The organism is Nonomuraea sp. NPDC049504, assembly GCF_040676845.1.
Classification (GTDB): Bacteria; Actinomycetota; Actinomycetes; order Streptosporangiales; family Streptosporangiaceae; genus Nonomuraea; species Nonomuraea salmonea.
The window spans coordinates 199,765-214,317 of the sequence record NZ_JBFAPT010000011.1; the positions used below are offsets into that span (position 1 = coordinate 199,765).

Sequence of the window (14,553 nt, forward strand, 5' to 3'; positions counted from 1 at the left end):
AGTTCGCCCCAGACTAACACTTCGCCTTGAACGAATATTTAACCGCGTCAAGCATTCCTGATAACCTTCTCAGGAAGCGAGAGGTGAGCGTGAACAACGAACGCGAAGAACTGATCCACCGGATCAACGAGACACAGCGGGCCCTCGCCCGCCTGTTCGCCCAGCAACACCAATCCCCCCTGTTCACCTCCAACCTCACCCTCAGACAACTCAAAGTCATCATGCTCCTGTCCATCAACGGCTCAGCCTCAGGACAGGACCTCGCCCACGACCTCGGCGTCGGCCTCGGCACCGTCACCGGCATCGTCGACCGCCTCGTCGCCCACGGCCTCGTCAGCCGCCACGAAGACCCCCAAGACCGCCGCGTACGCCGCGTCGAACTCACCCCCGCCGGCACCGACCTCATCGAAGAGATCAACAACGCCGGCGTCGAACACTACCGACGCCTCATGGCCCACCTCGACACCGAGACCCTGCGCGCCCTCGACCAGGTCACCCGCACCATCCGCGACGTCGCCGACAACCTCAACCAAGCCACCCGCTAACGCACCTCACCCAGCAACCGCTCCACCACCGCCAACGCCTCGGCATCCGACGCCCCCGCCCGCCGCGCCGCCACCACGAACTCCCGCGCCGCATCCTCCAACCGCACCCGCAACCCATCAGCAGACCCCGAGATCACCGCCGTACGCCCCCGCCGCAACTCCACCAACCCCTCATCACGCAACTGCTGATACCCCCGCAACACCGTGTGCAGATTGATCCCCAGCGACGACGCCACCGTCCGCGCCGACGGCAACCGATCACCCGGCTTCGCCGCCCCACTCGCCACAGCGGCACGCACCGCACCCGCCACCTGATCCGACAACGGCTGCCCCGCCGCGAAATCCACCGTGATCAGCACGACCGCGACCCCCTCAACCGCTCCAACCACCCGTTCACCAACGCCGCCCCCGTCTCCGCCTCCGGCGTCGAGAACACCAACCGGCGACCATCGGCCAGCCACACCACCAGCACCGGCCCCCTCCCACCCACCGCACCCCACCCCCAACTACTGTCATCCCACTTATAGCGGCCCTTCGGCACCCGATCCCCCACCTCCGCGTACCGGACCCACCCCCACGGCACCGACCTGCGCACCCGCAACCACGGCAACGCCACCGACACCCCACCCGCATCCACCTGCAACCGGCACCACGCCTGCGACGCCTCGAACACCCCCAGCACCACCAGCACCAAAAACCCCAGCCACGGCCAATCCAACCCCCGCGTCGCCAGCCACACCACCCCCACCAGCATCAAGCCACCCACGACCACCCGCCGCCACGACCACAACGACGTCACGAACATCACCCGCTCCGCCGCACCGATCGGCCGCACCCGCACCCACGGCGGCACCGGCCCGTCCGCCTCCGGATGCCGCGGCAGCGCACCCGCCAGCCACCACCCCAGCCCGAACGCCGCCGCATACCCCGCCACCTTCACCACCAACGGCAGACCAGGCGCCGCCGCACCCCCGAGCGTCGCCGTCAGCCCCAGCGCCCACAACCCCCACGCCACCGGGATCACCGAACCCGTCACCACGCCCAGCGCCGCCACCACCCGCTGCCCCCACGGCACATGCCAGAACGACAGAAACGCCAGCACCGACAGCGCCTCCGCCCACACCAGCAGCCCCCACACCGGCTGCGCCGACCACGCCTGCCAGGTGAACTCCACCCGCGTCGCGAACGACCAGCCGTGCACCCGCACCCGCTCAGGCAGCTCATCACCCATGGTCGCGACCAGCAGCACCGGCACCAGGAACATCGGGAGCGGACCGAGCACCGCGATCGCCAGCCGCCGTAACCGGCCCTGGGCGGCGTAGTCCTTCATGAGGGCTCCCACTGTTTGGCTGTGGCTATAACACTATAAAAGGCGTCGGACGCCGCAGGCGCAAGCCCCTTGGCCATCGGTGCAGGGTAGGGAGGCGCCGGAATGATCAAGACCAGCCCGGCGCCTTTACAATGTAGATTTCTAAGTCAGCCGGGACAGCACCGACGGCAGCTCGCCCTCGTACACCACCGTCAGCCGCCGCGTCGCCCGCGTCACCGCCACGTACAGGTCCTGGCCGCCCATCGGCGACTGCCCCAGGATGCCCGCGGGATCCACCACCACGACCGCGTCGAACTCCAGCCCCTTGGCCTGCCCCACCGTCAGCACCGCGACGGGCGCCTCGAGCCCGCCGTCGGGGAACAGCGCCGACACCTCCGCGTGCCGCGCGTCAGGGGTCAGCACGCCCAGCCGGCCCTCCCCGACGACCGCCAGCTCCTCGCCCACCACCCCGGGCAGCCCGTCCACGGGCAGCTCCAGGGCACGCGGCTCCGCCTCGCCCTCGCGTACGGACTCCGGCGGCTCCTGCCCGGGCGCGAACGCCCGCAACACGTCGGCCGCCACCCGCATGATCTCCACCGGCGTCCGGTAGTTGACCTCCAGCCGCTCCACCCGCCACCGGCCCTCCAGGTACGGGTCCAGCACCTCGCCCCACGACCGCGCACCCGCCGCCGAACCGGTCTGCGCCAGGTCGCCCACGACCGTCAGCGACTTGGCCGGCACCCGCCGCATCACCATCCGCCACGCCATCGGCGACAACTCCTGCGCCTCGTCCACGATCACATGCCCGTACGCCCACGAGCGGTCCGCCGCCGCCCGGTCCGCCGTCGTCAGCCCCATGCCGTCGTCGGCGTGCCGCTCGGCCAGCACGTCGGCCCGATCCAGGATGCCCTGCTCGGCCACGCCCGTGACCTGCAGCACCTCGGCCGCGTACCGCTCCTGCCCGGCCTGCTCCTCCCGCTCCAGCCGGGCGGCCACCCGCCGCGCCGAGTCGTCCTCGCCCAGCAGCTCGGCCGCCTCGTCCAGCAGCGGCACGTCGCCCGCCGTCCACGGCGACTCCAGCGGCCGCACCAGCTCGCGCCACGCCAGCCCCGCAGGAGCGGCCGCCTCGAGCTCGTCCGGGGACGACAGCAGCTCGGCGACGAACCGCTGCGGCGTCAGCTCAGGCCAGAGCTCCTCCACCGCCGCCCGCACCTCCGGCTCACCCCACAGGCGCCGCGAAGCCAGCTCAATGTCCAGCTCGTCCAGGTCGCCCTCCAGATCCAGCGGCTCACTCAGCTCGGGCTCGCCCTCGATCTGCAGGTCCTCGATGTGCAGCGACTCCTCAAGCGCCCGCGCCTCGGCCCTGGCCAGCTCCTTCAGCAGCTCGGCGACGTACAGCTTGCGCGCCATGTTGTGCGGCAGCCGCACCGCGCGCGCCCGCTCACGCAACCGCAGGCACGTCTCGTGCGGCACCCGCAGCCGCAGCCCGTCGAGCTCCACCACCAGCTCGCCGTCCGGCACCCGCTGCCGCCGCCGCAGCGCCTCGGCGACCAGCCCGGCCATCCGCAGGTCGCCCTTGACCACCGCCGGCGCCGGCGCGTCCACCGCCGCCGCCCGCACCCCGGGGAACATCTCCCCGACCGTGGTCATCACCACCTGCGTCTCCCCCAGCGCCGGCAGCACCTGGCTGATGTAGCGCAGGAACATCGGGTTGGGGCCCACCACCAGCACGCCGCGCCGCTCCAGCGTGTCGCGGTGGGTGTAGAGCAGGTACGCCGCCCGGTGCAGCGCCGCCACCGTCTTGCCGGTGCCCGGCCCGCCCTGCACGACCAGCGCCCCCTGCAACCCGGCCCTGATCACCCGGTCCTGCTCGGTCTGGATGGTGGCCACCACGTCGCCCATCCGCCCCGTACGGCCCCGGCGCAGCGCCGCCAGCAGCGCCGCCTCGCCCACCAGCGTGCGGCGCTCGCCCTCGGCCATGCCCTCCAGGTCGAACACCTCGTCGTCGATGCCGACCACCACGCGGTCCTTCAGATGCAGGTGCCGCCGCCGCACCAGCCCGCCGGGATCGGTGGCGGTCGCCACGTAGAACGGCCGCGCCGCCGGCGCCCGCCAGTCGATGAGCACCGACTCGTGAGCCTCGTCGCGCAGCCCGATCCTGCCGATGTACGTGCTGCGGCCCTCGCCGTCGTCGATGCGGCCGAAGCACAGGCCCCGCTCGACCGCGTCGAGCTGCGCCAGCCGGCGCGCCTGCTCCGCGGCCATCGTCTCGCGCTCCACCATCGCCTGGCAGGTGCCGACCGCGCCGCCCCTGGCGTACACCTCGCGCAGCGTCGCCCGCGCCCGCTCCCTGGCGGCGTCGAGCCGGCCGTACAGCCACGACACGGTGCGCTGCTCGGTGTCAAGGGCTTCGGCGAGACCATCTTGACGATTAGTCATTCGCTGATATACTCCTAACAGGAGGGCTGTAACAGCTCCGTCTTGATGTGATGGACGTACGAGCTTAACGCCCGCGCATGCCCGCGCGCAATCGCCCCCCTTCTCTTCCTCCGCACCGCAGAGTGCTAGCTTGCCTGTCCATGTCGGACTATCTGCGGGAACTCTTCTCCCTCCACGGCCGGCGCGCCCTGGTCACCGGTGGCAGCTCCGGGATCGGGTACGCCATGGCCGAGGCCATGGGCCGCGCCGGAGCCGAAGTCGTCATCGTCGCCCGGACACAGAGCGCGCTCGACCAGGCCGTCACCCGCATGCGCGAGCACGGCGTCACCGCCTCCGCCATCGCCGCCGACCTCGGCGAGCGCGACGACGTCGAACGCGTCCTGGCCACGGCAGGCGACATCGACATCCTCGTCAACGACGCCGGCAACAACATCCGCAAGCCCATGGCCGACCTCACCCAGGACGACTATGAGCGCACCCTGGCCGTCAACTTCACCGCCCCCTACCTTTTGGGCCAGCACTACGGACCCAAGATGGCCGCCCGCGGCTGGGGCCGCATCATCAACGTCGGCTCCCAGCAGTCGATCAGGGCCTTCGGCGACAGCGGCATCTACGGCGCCTTCAAGGCCGCGCTCGCCGGGCTCACCCGCTCCCAGGCCGAGGCGTGGTCGGCCGACGGGGTGCGCGTCAACACGATCATCCCCGGCTTCGTCCTCACCCCGCTCACCGCCGAGGCCCAGGCCATCCCCGGCCGCGTCGAGGCCCTCGCCGCCCGCCACATGGTGGGCCGCAACGGGCTGCCGCAGGACTTCGGCGGCGCCGCGGTGTTCCTCGCGAGCGAGGCCTGCTCGTTCATCACCGGCCAGATGCTCTTCGTGGACGGCGGGTTCGCCGTCCACTGACCGGACGCCTCCTGCCCCGCCAACGGAGCCAGGACGCGTGCTCAGCCCGATCTTCTTCCCCGGCGAGGAGCCTTCCGACGGCTCCGGACCATGAGGAGCGCAACGACCCGGCGCCTTCTGCCCTCCAGCCGGGCCGAGGAGGGGCTGGCCCGGCTGGCGAGGATGACGTCCGCTACCGCTTCGAACTGGAGCCGTTCGCCCTCGACCGAGCCAGGTGGCGGGCGAAGAAGCGCGCCTCATCGTCCACCTCGAACGCCGGCACGTCGCCGTGCCCGCCGGGGTTGGCGTGCAGCGTCTTGTCAGACGTGCCCAGGGCGTCGAACAGGGCCAGGCCACGCTCGCGCGGCACCAGCCGGTCGTCCCACTGCAGCAGGAACCGCACCGGCACCTTGACCTGGGCGGCCTCCCCGGCCAGGCCGTCGGCGCCGAGCAGGCCCAGGACCGCCGCGCCGATCCTGGGCTCCGCCGCGATGAGCGGGATGCCGAGCCCGCACCCCATCGACAGGCCGCAGTAACCGGCCGGGCCGTCGCCGACCTCGTCGAGGCGCCGCACGGCGGTCAGCACCGCCCGCCACTCGGCGACGGCCTGCCCGGCCAGGTGTGCGTGCATGGCGGCGACCAGCGCGCCCGGGTCGCCGCCTCCCCGCAGCCCGGCCACGATCCGGCCGAACTCCTCGTCCTTGGGCCGGTCGCCGTGGTTCGGCGCGTCGATCGCGACCACCGCGAAGCCCGCGGCGACGTAGCGGCGGGCGCGGGCGACGACGCCCGGGGCGGTCTTGTGCTGACCGCCGCCATGACCGAGCAGGATCAGCGGGCTCGGCCCGGCGGCCTGCGGCGTCCACAGGACGCCGGGAACGTCATCGAGGGTGAAGAACTGTTCGGTGACGCCGTCGGACGACGTCAGGGAGGTGAAGCGCATCAGCGTTCCACGCCTTTCGGGAGGACTCTACGCGGGCGCTCCCCACGCCACGTGAACGAGGGAGCCCCGACCTGTCTCAGCGTTGATCGGTCTCACCTCCTCTGGCCACAGTGGCGTCCGGCGACGCTATCACGGTCAGCTGAGGAGCACCTGCCCGAGTTGCGCCTTTACATTGTAGATTCGGGGAGGTCGATGACGCCGAGGACGGAGAGCAGGGCCACCATGGCGATGACGGCCGTGATCGCCCAGGCGATCGGGTTGCCGAGGTTGAGGGTCCAGCGGCCGCCGACGCGCTGGTGGACGAGGATCGCCGGGTCCATGCGGTTGGCGTACAGCATGCCGGCGAGGTGCCAGTGGCGGTCGTCGTCGCGCTGGACGTAGCCGGACTCCTGCTCCTCTCCCGGCAGCGGGGGCAGGCGGTGGCCGGCTTCGCCGACGCGTACCGCGAAGGTCAGGCCGGCGAGCGCCACGGCGGCCACCGGCAGCCAGGTGAGCACCGTCACGAGCGTGCCGGACGGCAAGGTCTCCCACATCTGCAGGGCGAGGAGCAGCAGGGTGAGGTTCGCGCAGGCCACGCCGGCCAGCAGGAGGCGGGACAGGCCGCGCAGGTAGACGCGGTAGCGGCGGGCCGACCCTTGGGGGTGGGCGGCGTCGAGGTCGGGGCGGGCCCGCAGCAGGGCGGCGACCAGGAGCGGGGTGAGGAGGGTGAGGGCGAGCTGCGACAGGACGGGGGCGAAGGCGGTGGCGGGGGTCGTGGGCACGCGGGTCACCGCGTCGACGCCCCAGCCGCGCAGCGTGGCCAGTGTCTCCGGCAGGGCGGCGTAGCGCGTTGACCCGACGGCCGCGGTGATCAGCAGCAGCAGGACGGGCGGGATGAGCAGCCGCCACGGTACGCGCTCCGGGTCGGTGCGCAGCGTGGTGTCGGCGGCGGTCGCCTGCCGCGTTCCCTCGTACCATTTGCCGCGGCGTTTGGCCGCCGTCACCGCGCGGTGGGCGGCGTAGAAGAGGCCGATCTGGGCGGCGCCCAGGACCACGATGACGGCCTGCACCACGTCGGGCGTGCCGAGGAGGACCGCCGCGGACGGCGCGAGCAGCGCCGCGACGCCGCCGAGGAGCAGGACGGAACGGGTGTAGCGACGGCGCTGGGCGGTGACGGCCGGGTCGGCCACGTGGGTGCCGGGCACCCGGACGCCGAACGGCAGCGCCGGGCGGCCCAGCACCGGCACCGCCCACGCCACCGCCGTCAGCAGCGCGACCAGGGACAAACAGGTCAAGGCGATCATCATCATGCCGGCGTCCTCCCTTTCCTGGCTCCGAACGAGTCGAGCACCTCACCGCACCGCCGCAACGCCTCCTGCTCGCCAAGGCCGTGCACCACCGCCTCGGCGAGCAGCGTCCGCAGCCGGGTCTCCCACTCCTCGGCGAAGCCCGCCTCCGCAGGCCCCGAGCCGGCGTCGCGGCGCACCACCGCCCCGCTCTTGCGGTTGATCCGGATGACTCCCTGCCTGCGCAGCAGGTCGTAGGCCTTGTTCACGGTGTGGAAGTTGATCGCCAGGTCGGCGGCCAGCTGCCGGGTGGATGGCAGCGCCGATCCCTCCTCCAGATCACCGTCGGCGATGGCCTCCACCACCCGGTCGCGGATCTGCTGGTAAATCGGCACCTCGCTGTCGAGGTCGATCGTCAGAAGCACAGTTGCAGTCTATCTGATATAGCTGAACTATAACAGATAGAGAAGGCGCGCCCTGGAGCGCGTCCGCCGAGCCAGCGAGAGGAACGATCTTCATGACCATCCAGCGATCCGCATCGAGTGAACCGTCCATCGTGTTCGCGCAGGCAGGCGACCTGTCCGTCGGCTCACCCGGAAAGGGCTCCCCCTATGCGATCGACCGCTGAACCGCACCTCGTCAGCCCACCCGGCGGCACCCCCGGCGGCCGGCGGCGCGAGCTGACCGTCTTCGTGCTCATCGGTTTCGGCATCCCGTGGCTGCTCTGGCTGCTGCGGGTGCGTACCGGCGTCGACGTGGTCGCGCCGGGCGGGATGATCGCGGTAGGGCTGGCCACGTTCGTGGCCCTGCGCCTGGACAGGCGGACGGGCGGGCGGATGGGCGGGCGGATGGGCGGGCGGATGGGCGGGCGGATGGGCACCGTCGCGCGCGACACCGCGCTCGTCCCGGTCCGCCCGGTTCGCCGGCTCGTCCGTTTCTGCGCGATCGCGCTCGGGGCCACGCTCGCCTCCGGCTTCCTCGCCGTCGCGATCGGCGCGTGGGCGGGGGAGTATCCGACCGACCTGGAGAACCTCTCGGGGCTGCGTGACGTGTACGGCACGAGCGGCGAGCCCTTCCAGCTGATCCTGTCCGCGCTGGCGGTCAACATCGGGCTGCTGGTGGTGGTGCTGCCGCTGGCGTTCTGCGAGGAGTGGGCCTGGCGGGGCTTCCTGCTCCCCCGGCTCCGCCCCCTCGGGCTGTGGCCGGCGCTGCTGGCCGGCGGGCTGATCTGGGGGGTGTGGCACCTGCCCGGGTACGTCGGCGCGGGCGCTTCGGCGGGGTTCGTCCCCTTCCTGGTATCTACGGTGTTCTTCGGCATCCTGCTCGGATGGCTGCGCCTGGCGTCCGGGCTGATCTGGCCCGGCGTGCTCGCCCACGCGGCCAACAACACGCTGGTCACGGCGTTCGTGAACGTCGTGTTCAGCGCCGACGACGAGCGGGCGCTGAGCGACCCGTGGACCGTCGGCCTCAGCGGCTGGCCCGGCTGGCTGATCATGCTCGCCGTCATCCTGGTGGGGGCGCGCGCGATCCGGCGCGCCGCCGAACGCGACCCCGCCTTCGGCGGCCTCCCACGGCGGCGGCCGCGTCCCCTGCGGCGGATCGCGGCCGCCTCACTCGGCCTGGTCATCGTGGCCGCGCTCGCCGGGACGGCCGTCGAGCAGTCCATGGCTCGCACGGACGCGCGGCGCTTCCCCGCGCCTGGCCGCCTCGTCAGCGCCGGCACGCACCAGTTGCACCTGCGCTGCCTGGGCAGCGGGAGCCCGGCGGTGGTGTTCGAGGCGGGATGGGGTGACTCGTCCACGACCTGGGACGGCCTGCAGCGGGAGCTGGCCGCTTCCGGGCGGCGGTCCTGCGCCTATGACCGGGCGGGTTACGCCTGGAGCGAGCCGGGCCCCGGCGTGCGGGACGCCTCGGCCGAGGCGGCTGAACTCGTGACGTTGCTGGCGAACGCGGGCGAGCGGGGGCCGTTCGTGTTCGTCGGGCATTCCTGGGGCGGGCACGTCCTGCGGCTGCTGCGCGCGCAGCGGCCCGAGCAGGTCGCCGGGCTGGTGCTGCTCGACATCGCGGACGAGCGGAACACCGGCCTGGCCACCCCGGCCACGATCCAGGCGCACGTGTGGTCCTTCGCGGCCGGCGCGGGGCTGCTGCGTACCGGAGCCTGGATGGTCGACCCCCGTGAACCACGCCTCACCCGCGCCAACGCGCCCGTCGTCTTCGGCCCGGCCACCTGGGCCGCCGCCGCTGCCGAGATGCGCGCGTACGACGCCACCGTCCGCGCCGTCCGGGGCCTCCCCAGCGGGCCGGGGTCATGGGGCGGCCTGCCCCTGACGGTCATCAGCGCCCAGGACGGCGGCGAACGGACGGCGCGGCTCTCCACGCGCGGACGGCACGTCGTCGCCGCCACGCAGGACCACTACGTGCACCTCGCCGAACCCGCGCTCGTCCTGCGGGAGATCCACCGGGTGCTCGGAGAGGCCGCCTTTACAAAGTAGATCACTTGCGGCGGAACTCCCGCTCCCCCACCCCTTCGTGCCAGGACCGGATGACCAGCTCATCGTCCTCGACCCGGGTCCACACCACCTCGCCCACATCGACGCGGAACAGGTGAGAGCCGGGCTCGGTCTGCCCGGCCGCCGCGAACGCGTCCGGGTCGGTGATCTCCACCGCCCGGCCGGCCAGCTTCACATCGCCCTCCCACGCGGCGGGATCGTCGTTGAACACGGACGTGACATGAATCGCCATCCGCGGATCCCGCCGCAGGTCGTGCGCCTTGACCGCGCCGCCCATCGAGCCCAGCCACAGCTCGCCGTCCTTGCGCTCGACCTCGGTGCCGCTGACCCGCGGCGACCCGTCCTTGCGCAGGGTGGCGAGGACCTTGTGCTTGTACGCGTCCATGACCCGCTGAGCCGCCTCGGCCAGCTCGGGCGCCTGACGCTGGAACTCCTGCCAAGAAGCCATGCCCCCCATCATGGACCGCCGCACCGACAACCACCTCGGTCCCGCGTGTCATCGATGAAATGAAGGCCTCACGCATCAGAGCCGGCGGCAGTCCGCGTACGCGGTCGAACGGGGACAGGGTTACGCTGAGGCCGCCATGGGCTGAGCGAGGAGGAACAATGCCGCGTACCTGGTTGACCGAGCGGTTCGAGTTGCAGGTACCCCTGGTGGGGGCGCCGATGGCGGGGGTGAGCGACGGGCGGCTCGCGGGGGCCGTGTCGGCGGCGGGAGCGCTCGGCATGTTCGGGGTGCCGCCGTCGGTGCCGGTGTCGTGGATCGAGGAGCAGGCCGCGATCGCCGCCGCGAGCGGGCGACCGTACGGCATCGGGCTGCTGGCCTGGGGATTGTCCGACGAGCATCTGAAGGCGGTGCTGCGGGTGCGTCCCGCCCTGGTGTCGGTGAGTTTCGGCGACTACGCCCCGTACGTCGAGCCGCTGCGCGCGGCCGGCATCACCGTGGCCGTCCAGGCGGGCACCACCGAGGAGGCCGTGCAGGCCGAGCGGACCGGCGTGGACGCCGTGGTGGCCAGGGGCGGCGAGGGCGGCGGGCACGGCCGCGACGACGTGGCCACGCTGCCGCTGCTGCAGACCGTGCTCGACGCGGTCCGCGTCCCGGTGCTGGCCGCGGGCGGCATCGCCACCGCGCGCGGGCTGGCCGCCGTGCTGGCCGCCGGCGCCGAGGGCGGCTGGGCCGGCACCGCGTTCCTCGGCTGCACCGAGACGACGCTCCCGCCCGAGGGGCTGCGGCGGGTGCTCGACGCCGGGGAGACGGGCACCGCGTACGGGCGGGTCTTCGACGTCGCCCAGGGGCTGCCGTGGCCGCCCGAGTACGGCGGCCGGGCGCTGCGCAACGCGTTCTACGACCGCTGGCGGGACCGCGAGGACGAGCTGGCCCGCGACGAGCAGGCACGCGCCGGGCTGGAGGCGGCACGGCAGGGCCGCGACTTCGACACCGCCTACGTCTACGCGGGCCAGGCCGTGGGGACGGTGACGCGGGAGCGCGACGCCGCCGACGTGGTCGCCGGCTTCGCCGCCGCGGACGAGCTGCTGTCCCGCTTCGCCGCCCCCTGATCGAGCGCGGCCCGCGCGGGTAGGAGCGGGAAAAGGACCGCGCGGAGGGGGGACGGCGTTGCGGGGCGAGAGTGAGCAGGCGTTGCCCGGCGTGCCGAGCGAGGGCGAGCGGACGATCGACGGCCTGCTGGAGGCCATGCACCTGGCCGGCATGGAGGAGATGCCCGCACTGGTCTCCGAGCACGCGCGGCTCGAGGGTTTCTCCGACGTCTCGATCTACGTGACCGACCTGCAGCAGCTGCTCCTCGTCCCGCTGGCGAACCAGGTGGACGCGGCGGGCGGCCCGCTGCCCACGATCAGGATCGACGGGACGCTGGCGGGGCGGGCGTTCCGGTCGGTGTCGCTGGTGCGGTCCCAGCCGGGCGGCGAGGGGCCGTACCGGGTGTGGGCACCGCTGCTCGACGGCACCGAGCGGATCGGCCTGCTCGGCGTGACCGTGCCGCACGGCGGCGAGGTGGTGGAGCGGCGGATCAAGACGCTCGCGTCGCTGGTGGCGCTCCTGGTGATGAGCAAGCGCCCGCACAGCGACTCGTGCGCCCGCCTGGTACGCGCCCGCCCCATGGCGCTGTCGGCCGAGGTGCTGTGGAACCTGCTGCCGCCCGGCACGTTCGCCAAGGACGACGTGGTGGTCAGCGCGGCGCTGGAGCCCGCGTACGAGATGGGCGGCGACACCTACGACTACGCGATCGACGGCCACACCCTGCACCTGTCGATCTATGACGCGATGGGCCACGACACCTCCGCCGGGCTGACCGCCACGCTCGCCATGGGGGCCGGCCGCAACCACCGCAGGCAGGGCATGAGCCTGGCCGAGACCGCGCAGGCGGTGGACGAGGCGATCATGAGCGAGTTCGAGGGCCGCTTCGCCACCGGGGTGCTGGCCTCGCTCGACCTGCGTACCGGGCTGCTGGCCTGGGTCAACCGCGGGCACCACCCGCCGCTGGTGCTGCGCGACGGACGGCTGGTGGCGACGCTGTCGAGCATCCCCGACCCGCCGATGGGGTTCGGGCTGAGCGTCTCGACCGGGGAGCTGCGCTTCCAGCTGCAGCCCGGCGACCGGCTGCTGTTCTACACCGACGGCGTCATCGAGGCGCAGAGCCCGGACGGTGAGCGGTTCGGGCTCGAGCGGTTCATCGGGTTCGTCACCAAGCGGGAGGCCGACGGGCTCCCGACCCCGGAGACGCTGCGGCGCCTCATCCAGGCGATCCTGGCCCACCAGCGAGGGCGGCTGCAGGACGACGCGACCGTGATGACCGTGGAGTGGAAGCCCCGCCGTCCCTCCCACCAGCTCGTCCTCTGACCTCACGCCCCCGTCGCCACCAACAGCGCCCAGCCGATGTACCCGACGTTCACCACCAGTCTCGCCGCGACCACCCCCGGCCGGAGCAGGACGTTCGTGTGGCGGGGCCTGGCGTGCCGTACCGCGTCGAGATGGGAGATCAGGTACGCCCCGATGAGCGCGGCGGCGGCCCAGGCACCGGCCGCGCGCGTCGGCGGCACCGCGATGAACACGCCCACCACCAGCTCGGCCACCCCGCTCACCGCCACCAGCAGCCCTGCCGCGCCGAGCCACGACGGCACCAGCGACCGGAAATATCCGGGGACGACGAAATGCGCCACCCCCGTCACGCCCAGGAAGACCGCCAGGACGGCCGCGATAACATCCATGCCGCGATGCTCCCTCCCCTCCGTACACCGGCGCTTGAACGAAACGATCGCGCTCCCGACGGCGGGGTGACGGTCTTCGGCGAGTCGGCCCCGTTCCAGGTCGGCCGCCACCGCCACCCGGTCTGGAAGGTGGTGCTCCCCCTCGGCGGACACGCCTGGCTCCGCCCGGACACCGGCGCCTCCGTCACGGCGGCGGGCCTCATCGTGCCACCGGAGTTCGCCCATACGTGCGGAGTGACGTCCGGCTACGTCGCCCTGTTCATCGACCCGACACTCATCCGCCCCGGCCTGGGCCCGGTGGCTCTGGAACCCGCGACCGTCCGCAGACTGCACGCGGCCCTGTCCTCGACCCTGCCCTCGACCCTGTCCTCGGCCGCGACCGACGACCGCGCCGAGCGCGCCGCCAATGGCCTCCCGGCCGGGCCGGTCACGCGGGATGCCGCCGCCGGCTTCCTTGCCGGGCCGCTCGCGCTTGGCGACGCCGCCTCAGACTTCCTCGCCGAATTGGCCGCGCGCACCGGCGCACCGTCCCTCGACCCACGGGTCGCGTACGCCGTGCGGCGGGGGCTGCTGGGTGAGGCGCCGGCCGTCATCGCGGCCGACGTCGGGCTGTCGATGCCGCGGCTGCGGGCCCTGGTGCGGGCGGCGGTGGGGGTGCCGCTCGTCCGGCTGCGGCGGTGGGGGCGGTTGCGGGTGGCGGTCTCCGCGCTGCCGGGTGGGTCGGTGGCGTCGGCGGCGGCCGAGGCGGGTTTCGCCGATCAGGCCCACCTGGCCAGAACGGCCCGCGAGTTGCTGGGCCGTACGCCTGGTTCCCTGCGGAAATACGGGTGCGGCGCGGGCTCTGGTGGTGTTTCATGCATCGGATGATCGACGATCCGCTGGAGCGCCTGCGCGCCGCCGTCCACCGTACCCAGGAGACTCATCGCACGAGCACCGGGCTCGGCCATGAGGACGCCGACGACGACGTCGGCACGATCGGCACCGACGGCGCGATCGGCTTCGACCCGTTCCCGCTGCTCGAAGCCCTGCACCGGCACGGAGTCAGGGCCGTGGTGATCGGGCAGGTGGCGGGGATCATGCACGGGTCCGAGGAACTGACCGGCGACCTCGACCTGCTCTGGGACGGCAACCCGGCCAACGCCCCGGCCCTGGCGAAGGCGTTCGCCTCGGCCGGCGGGCCGCCCGTGGAGCCGGAATCGTTCCTGCGGCCGAAAGTGCCGTTCACCGTGCGGGGAGCGGGCGGCGACTGCTGCACGCCGGCGCTGCCGTGGGGCGACCTGCACGTGCCCGGGTTCCTCGACCGCGCGCTCACCGCCACCGGCCGGGACGGTCTCCAGGTGCGTTACGCCTGCCTCGACGACCTGATCCTGATGCGGCGCGCGCTGGGCCGTCCCAAGGACCTGCGGCGCGCGGCCGAGCTGGAACGCCTGCGCTGAGGC

General features: G+C 72.8%; 15 protein-coding genes. 7 read left to right on the forward strand and 8 right to left on the reverse strand.

Features of this window, described 5'->3' with window-relative positions:
• Positions 1–83 precede the first annotated feature (83 nt).
• Entirely contained in the window at positions 84–545 is a 462-nt protein-coding gene (locus tag AB0K28_RS22485) for a MarR family transcriptional regulator (protein ID WP_345407395.1), read from the forward strand.
• Here the strand turns inward: AB0K28_RS22485 and AB0K28_RS22490 are convergent.
• The 3 genes from AB0K28_RS22490 to AB0K28_RS22500 form a co-directional block, all read right to left on the reverse strand.
• Positions 542–904, reverse strand: coding sequence for a GntR family transcriptional regulator (locus AB0K28_RS22490; protein ID WP_364373076.1), 363 nt, complete (start codon positions 902–904; stop codon positions 542–544). The two genes, AB0K28_RS22485 and AB0K28_RS22490, sit on opposite strands and share 4 nt — an antisense overlap.
• On the reverse strand, positions 898–1,875 hold the full coding sequence (locus AB0K28_RS22495) for a hypothetical protein (protein WP_364373079.1): 978 nt from the start codon (positions 1,873–1,875) through the stop codon (positions 898–900). The genes AB0K28_RS22490 and AB0K28_RS22495 overlap by 7 nt, the downstream gene beginning before the upstream one ends.
• 141 nt (positions 1,876–2,016) lie before the next feature.
• A complete protein-coding gene (locus AB0K28_RS22500; RefSeq protein ID WP_364373082.1) occupies positions 2,017–4,293 on the reverse strand; it encodes an ATP-binding domain-containing protein in 2,277 nt (758 codons plus the stop codon).
• A 140-nt stretch (positions 4,294–4,433) separates the two neighbouring features.
• On the opposite strand from AB0K28_RS22500, the gene AB0K28_RS22505 reads away from it, so the two are divergent.
• On the forward strand, positions 4,434–5,195 hold the full coding sequence (locus tag AB0K28_RS22505; protein ID WP_364373085.1) for an SDR family oxidoreductase: 762 nt from the start codon (positions 4,434–4,436) through the stop codon (positions 5,193–5,195).
• Between the two features lie 172 nt (positions 5,196–5,367).
• Here AB0K28_RS22505 and AB0K28_RS22510 read toward each other — a convergent pair whose 3' ends face one another.
• The 3 genes from AB0K28_RS22510 to AB0K28_RS22520 form a co-directional block, all read right to left on the reverse strand.
• The gene (locus tag AB0K28_RS22510) at positions 5,368–6,114 is read right to left on the reverse strand and encodes an alpha/beta hydrolase (RefSeq protein WP_364373088.1); all 747 of its coding nucleotides are present in this window, start codon (positions 6,112–6,114) and stop codon (positions 5,368–5,370) included.
• 167 nt (positions 6,115–6,281) lie between these two features.
• A complete protein-coding gene (locus tag AB0K28_RS22515; RefSeq protein ID WP_364373091.1) occupies positions 6,282–7,388 on the reverse strand; it encodes a hypothetical protein in 1,107 nt (368 codons plus the stop codon).
• 11 nt (positions 7,389–7,399) lie between these two features.
• Entirely contained in the window at positions 7,400–7,804 is a 405-nt protein-coding gene (locus AB0K28_RS22520) for a GntR family transcriptional regulator (RefSeq protein WP_345407422.1), read from the reverse strand.
• A gap of 186 nt (positions 7,805–7,990) precedes the next feature.
• Between AB0K28_RS22520 and AB0K28_RS22525 the strand changes: the two genes are divergently transcribed.
• Entirely contained in the window at positions 7,991–9,871 is a 1,881-nt protein-coding gene (locus AB0K28_RS22525) for an alpha/beta fold hydrolase (RefSeq protein ID WP_364373094.1), read from the forward strand.
• 1 nt (position 9,872) lies between these two features.
• Here the strand turns inward: AB0K28_RS22525 and AB0K28_RS22530 are convergent, their stop codons facing one another.
• Positions 9,873–10,337: a pyridoxamine 5'-phosphate oxidase family protein gene (locus tag AB0K28_RS22530; protein ID WP_364373097.1), complete on the reverse strand. Its 465-nt coding sequence runs from the start codon at positions 10,335–10,337 to the stop codon at positions 9,873–9,875.
• Positions 10,338–10,495: 158 nt separating this feature from the next.
• Between AB0K28_RS22530 and AB0K28_RS22535 the strand changes: the two genes are divergently transcribed.
• Both AB0K28_RS22535 and AB0K28_RS22540 read left to right on the forward strand, forming a co-directional pair.
• Positions 10,496–11,446 (forward strand): nitronate monooxygenase, encoded by a 951-nt coding sequence (locus AB0K28_RS22535; RefSeq protein ID WP_364373100.1) that lies wholly within the window; start codon positions 10,496–10,498, stop codon positions 11,444–11,446.
• A gap of 58 nt (positions 11,447–11,504) precedes the next feature.
• Entirely contained in the window at positions 11,505–12,746 is a 1,242-nt protein-coding gene (locus AB0K28_RS22540) for a PP2C family protein-serine/threonine phosphatase (RefSeq protein WP_364373103.1), read from the forward strand.
• Between the two features lie 2 nt (positions 12,747–12,748).
• Here the strand turns inward: AB0K28_RS22540 and AB0K28_RS22545 are convergent, their stop codons facing one another.
• On the reverse strand, positions 12,749–13,114 hold the full coding sequence (locus AB0K28_RS22545; protein ID WP_364373106.1) for a hypothetical protein: 366 nt from the start codon (positions 13,112–13,114) through the stop codon (positions 12,749–12,751).
• Positions 13,115–13,120: 6 nt separating this feature from the next.
• Between AB0K28_RS22545 and AB0K28_RS22550 the strand changes: the two genes are divergently transcribed.
• On the forward strand, positions 13,121–13,981 hold the full coding sequence (locus AB0K28_RS22550) for a helix-turn-helix domain-containing protein (protein WP_364373109.1): 861 nt from the start codon (positions 13,121–13,123) through the stop codon (positions 13,979–13,981).
• Positions 13,978–14,550, forward strand: coding sequence for a hypothetical protein (locus AB0K28_RS22555; RefSeq protein ID WP_345407446.1), 573 nt, complete (start codon positions 13,978–13,980; stop codon positions 14,548–14,550). The genes AB0K28_RS22550 and AB0K28_RS22555 overlap by 4 nt, the downstream gene beginning before the upstream one ends.
• The last annotated feature ends 3 nt before the right edge of the window (positions 14,551–14,553 follow it).

What these genes read in the sequence shown, in the direction of transcription:
- AB0K28_RS22500 (WP_364373082.1), bottom strand. Translation starts at nt 4,293, where the DNA reads ATGACTAATCGTCAAGATGGTCTCGCCGAAGCCCTTGACACCGAGCAG.
- AB0K28_RS22505 (WP_364373085.1), top strand. Translation starts at nt 4,434, where the DNA reads ATGTCGGACTATCTGCGGGAACTCTTCTCCCTCCACGGCCGGCGCGCC.
- AB0K28_RS22555 (WP_345407446.1), top strand. Translation starts at nt 13,978, where the DNA reads ATGATCGACGATCCGCTGGAGCGCCTGCGCGCCGCCGTCCACCGTACC.
- AB0K28_RS22550 (WP_364373109.1), top strand. Translation starts at nt 13,121, where the DNA reads ATGCTCCCTCCCCTCCGTACACCGGCGCTTGAACGAAACGATCGCGCT.
- AB0K28_RS22545 (WP_364373106.1), bottom strand. Translation starts at nt 13,114, where the DNA reads ATGGATGTTATCGCGGCCGTCCTGGCGGTCTTCCTGGGCGTGACGGGG.
- AB0K28_RS22495 (WP_364373079.1), bottom strand. Translation starts at nt 1,875, where the DNA reads ATGAAGGACTACGCCGCCCAGGGCCGGTTACGGCGGCTGGCGATCGCG.
- AB0K28_RS22535 (WP_364373100.1), top strand. Translation starts at nt 10,496, where the DNA reads ATGCCGCGTACCTGGTTGACCGAGCGGTTCGAGTTGCAGGTACCCCTG.
- AB0K28_RS22510 (WP_364373088.1), bottom strand. Translation starts at nt 6,114, where the DNA reads ATGCGCTTCACCTCCCTGACGTCGTCCGACGGCGTCACCGAACAGTTC.
- AB0K28_RS22530 (WP_364373097.1), bottom strand. Translation starts at nt 10,337, where the DNA reads ATGGCTTCTTGGCAGGAGTTCCAGCGTCAGGCGCCCGAGCTGGCCGAG.
- AB0K28_RS22525 (WP_364373094.1), top strand. Translation starts at nt 7,991, where the DNA reads ATGCGATCGACCGCTGAACCGCACCTCGTCAGCCCACCCGGCGGCACC.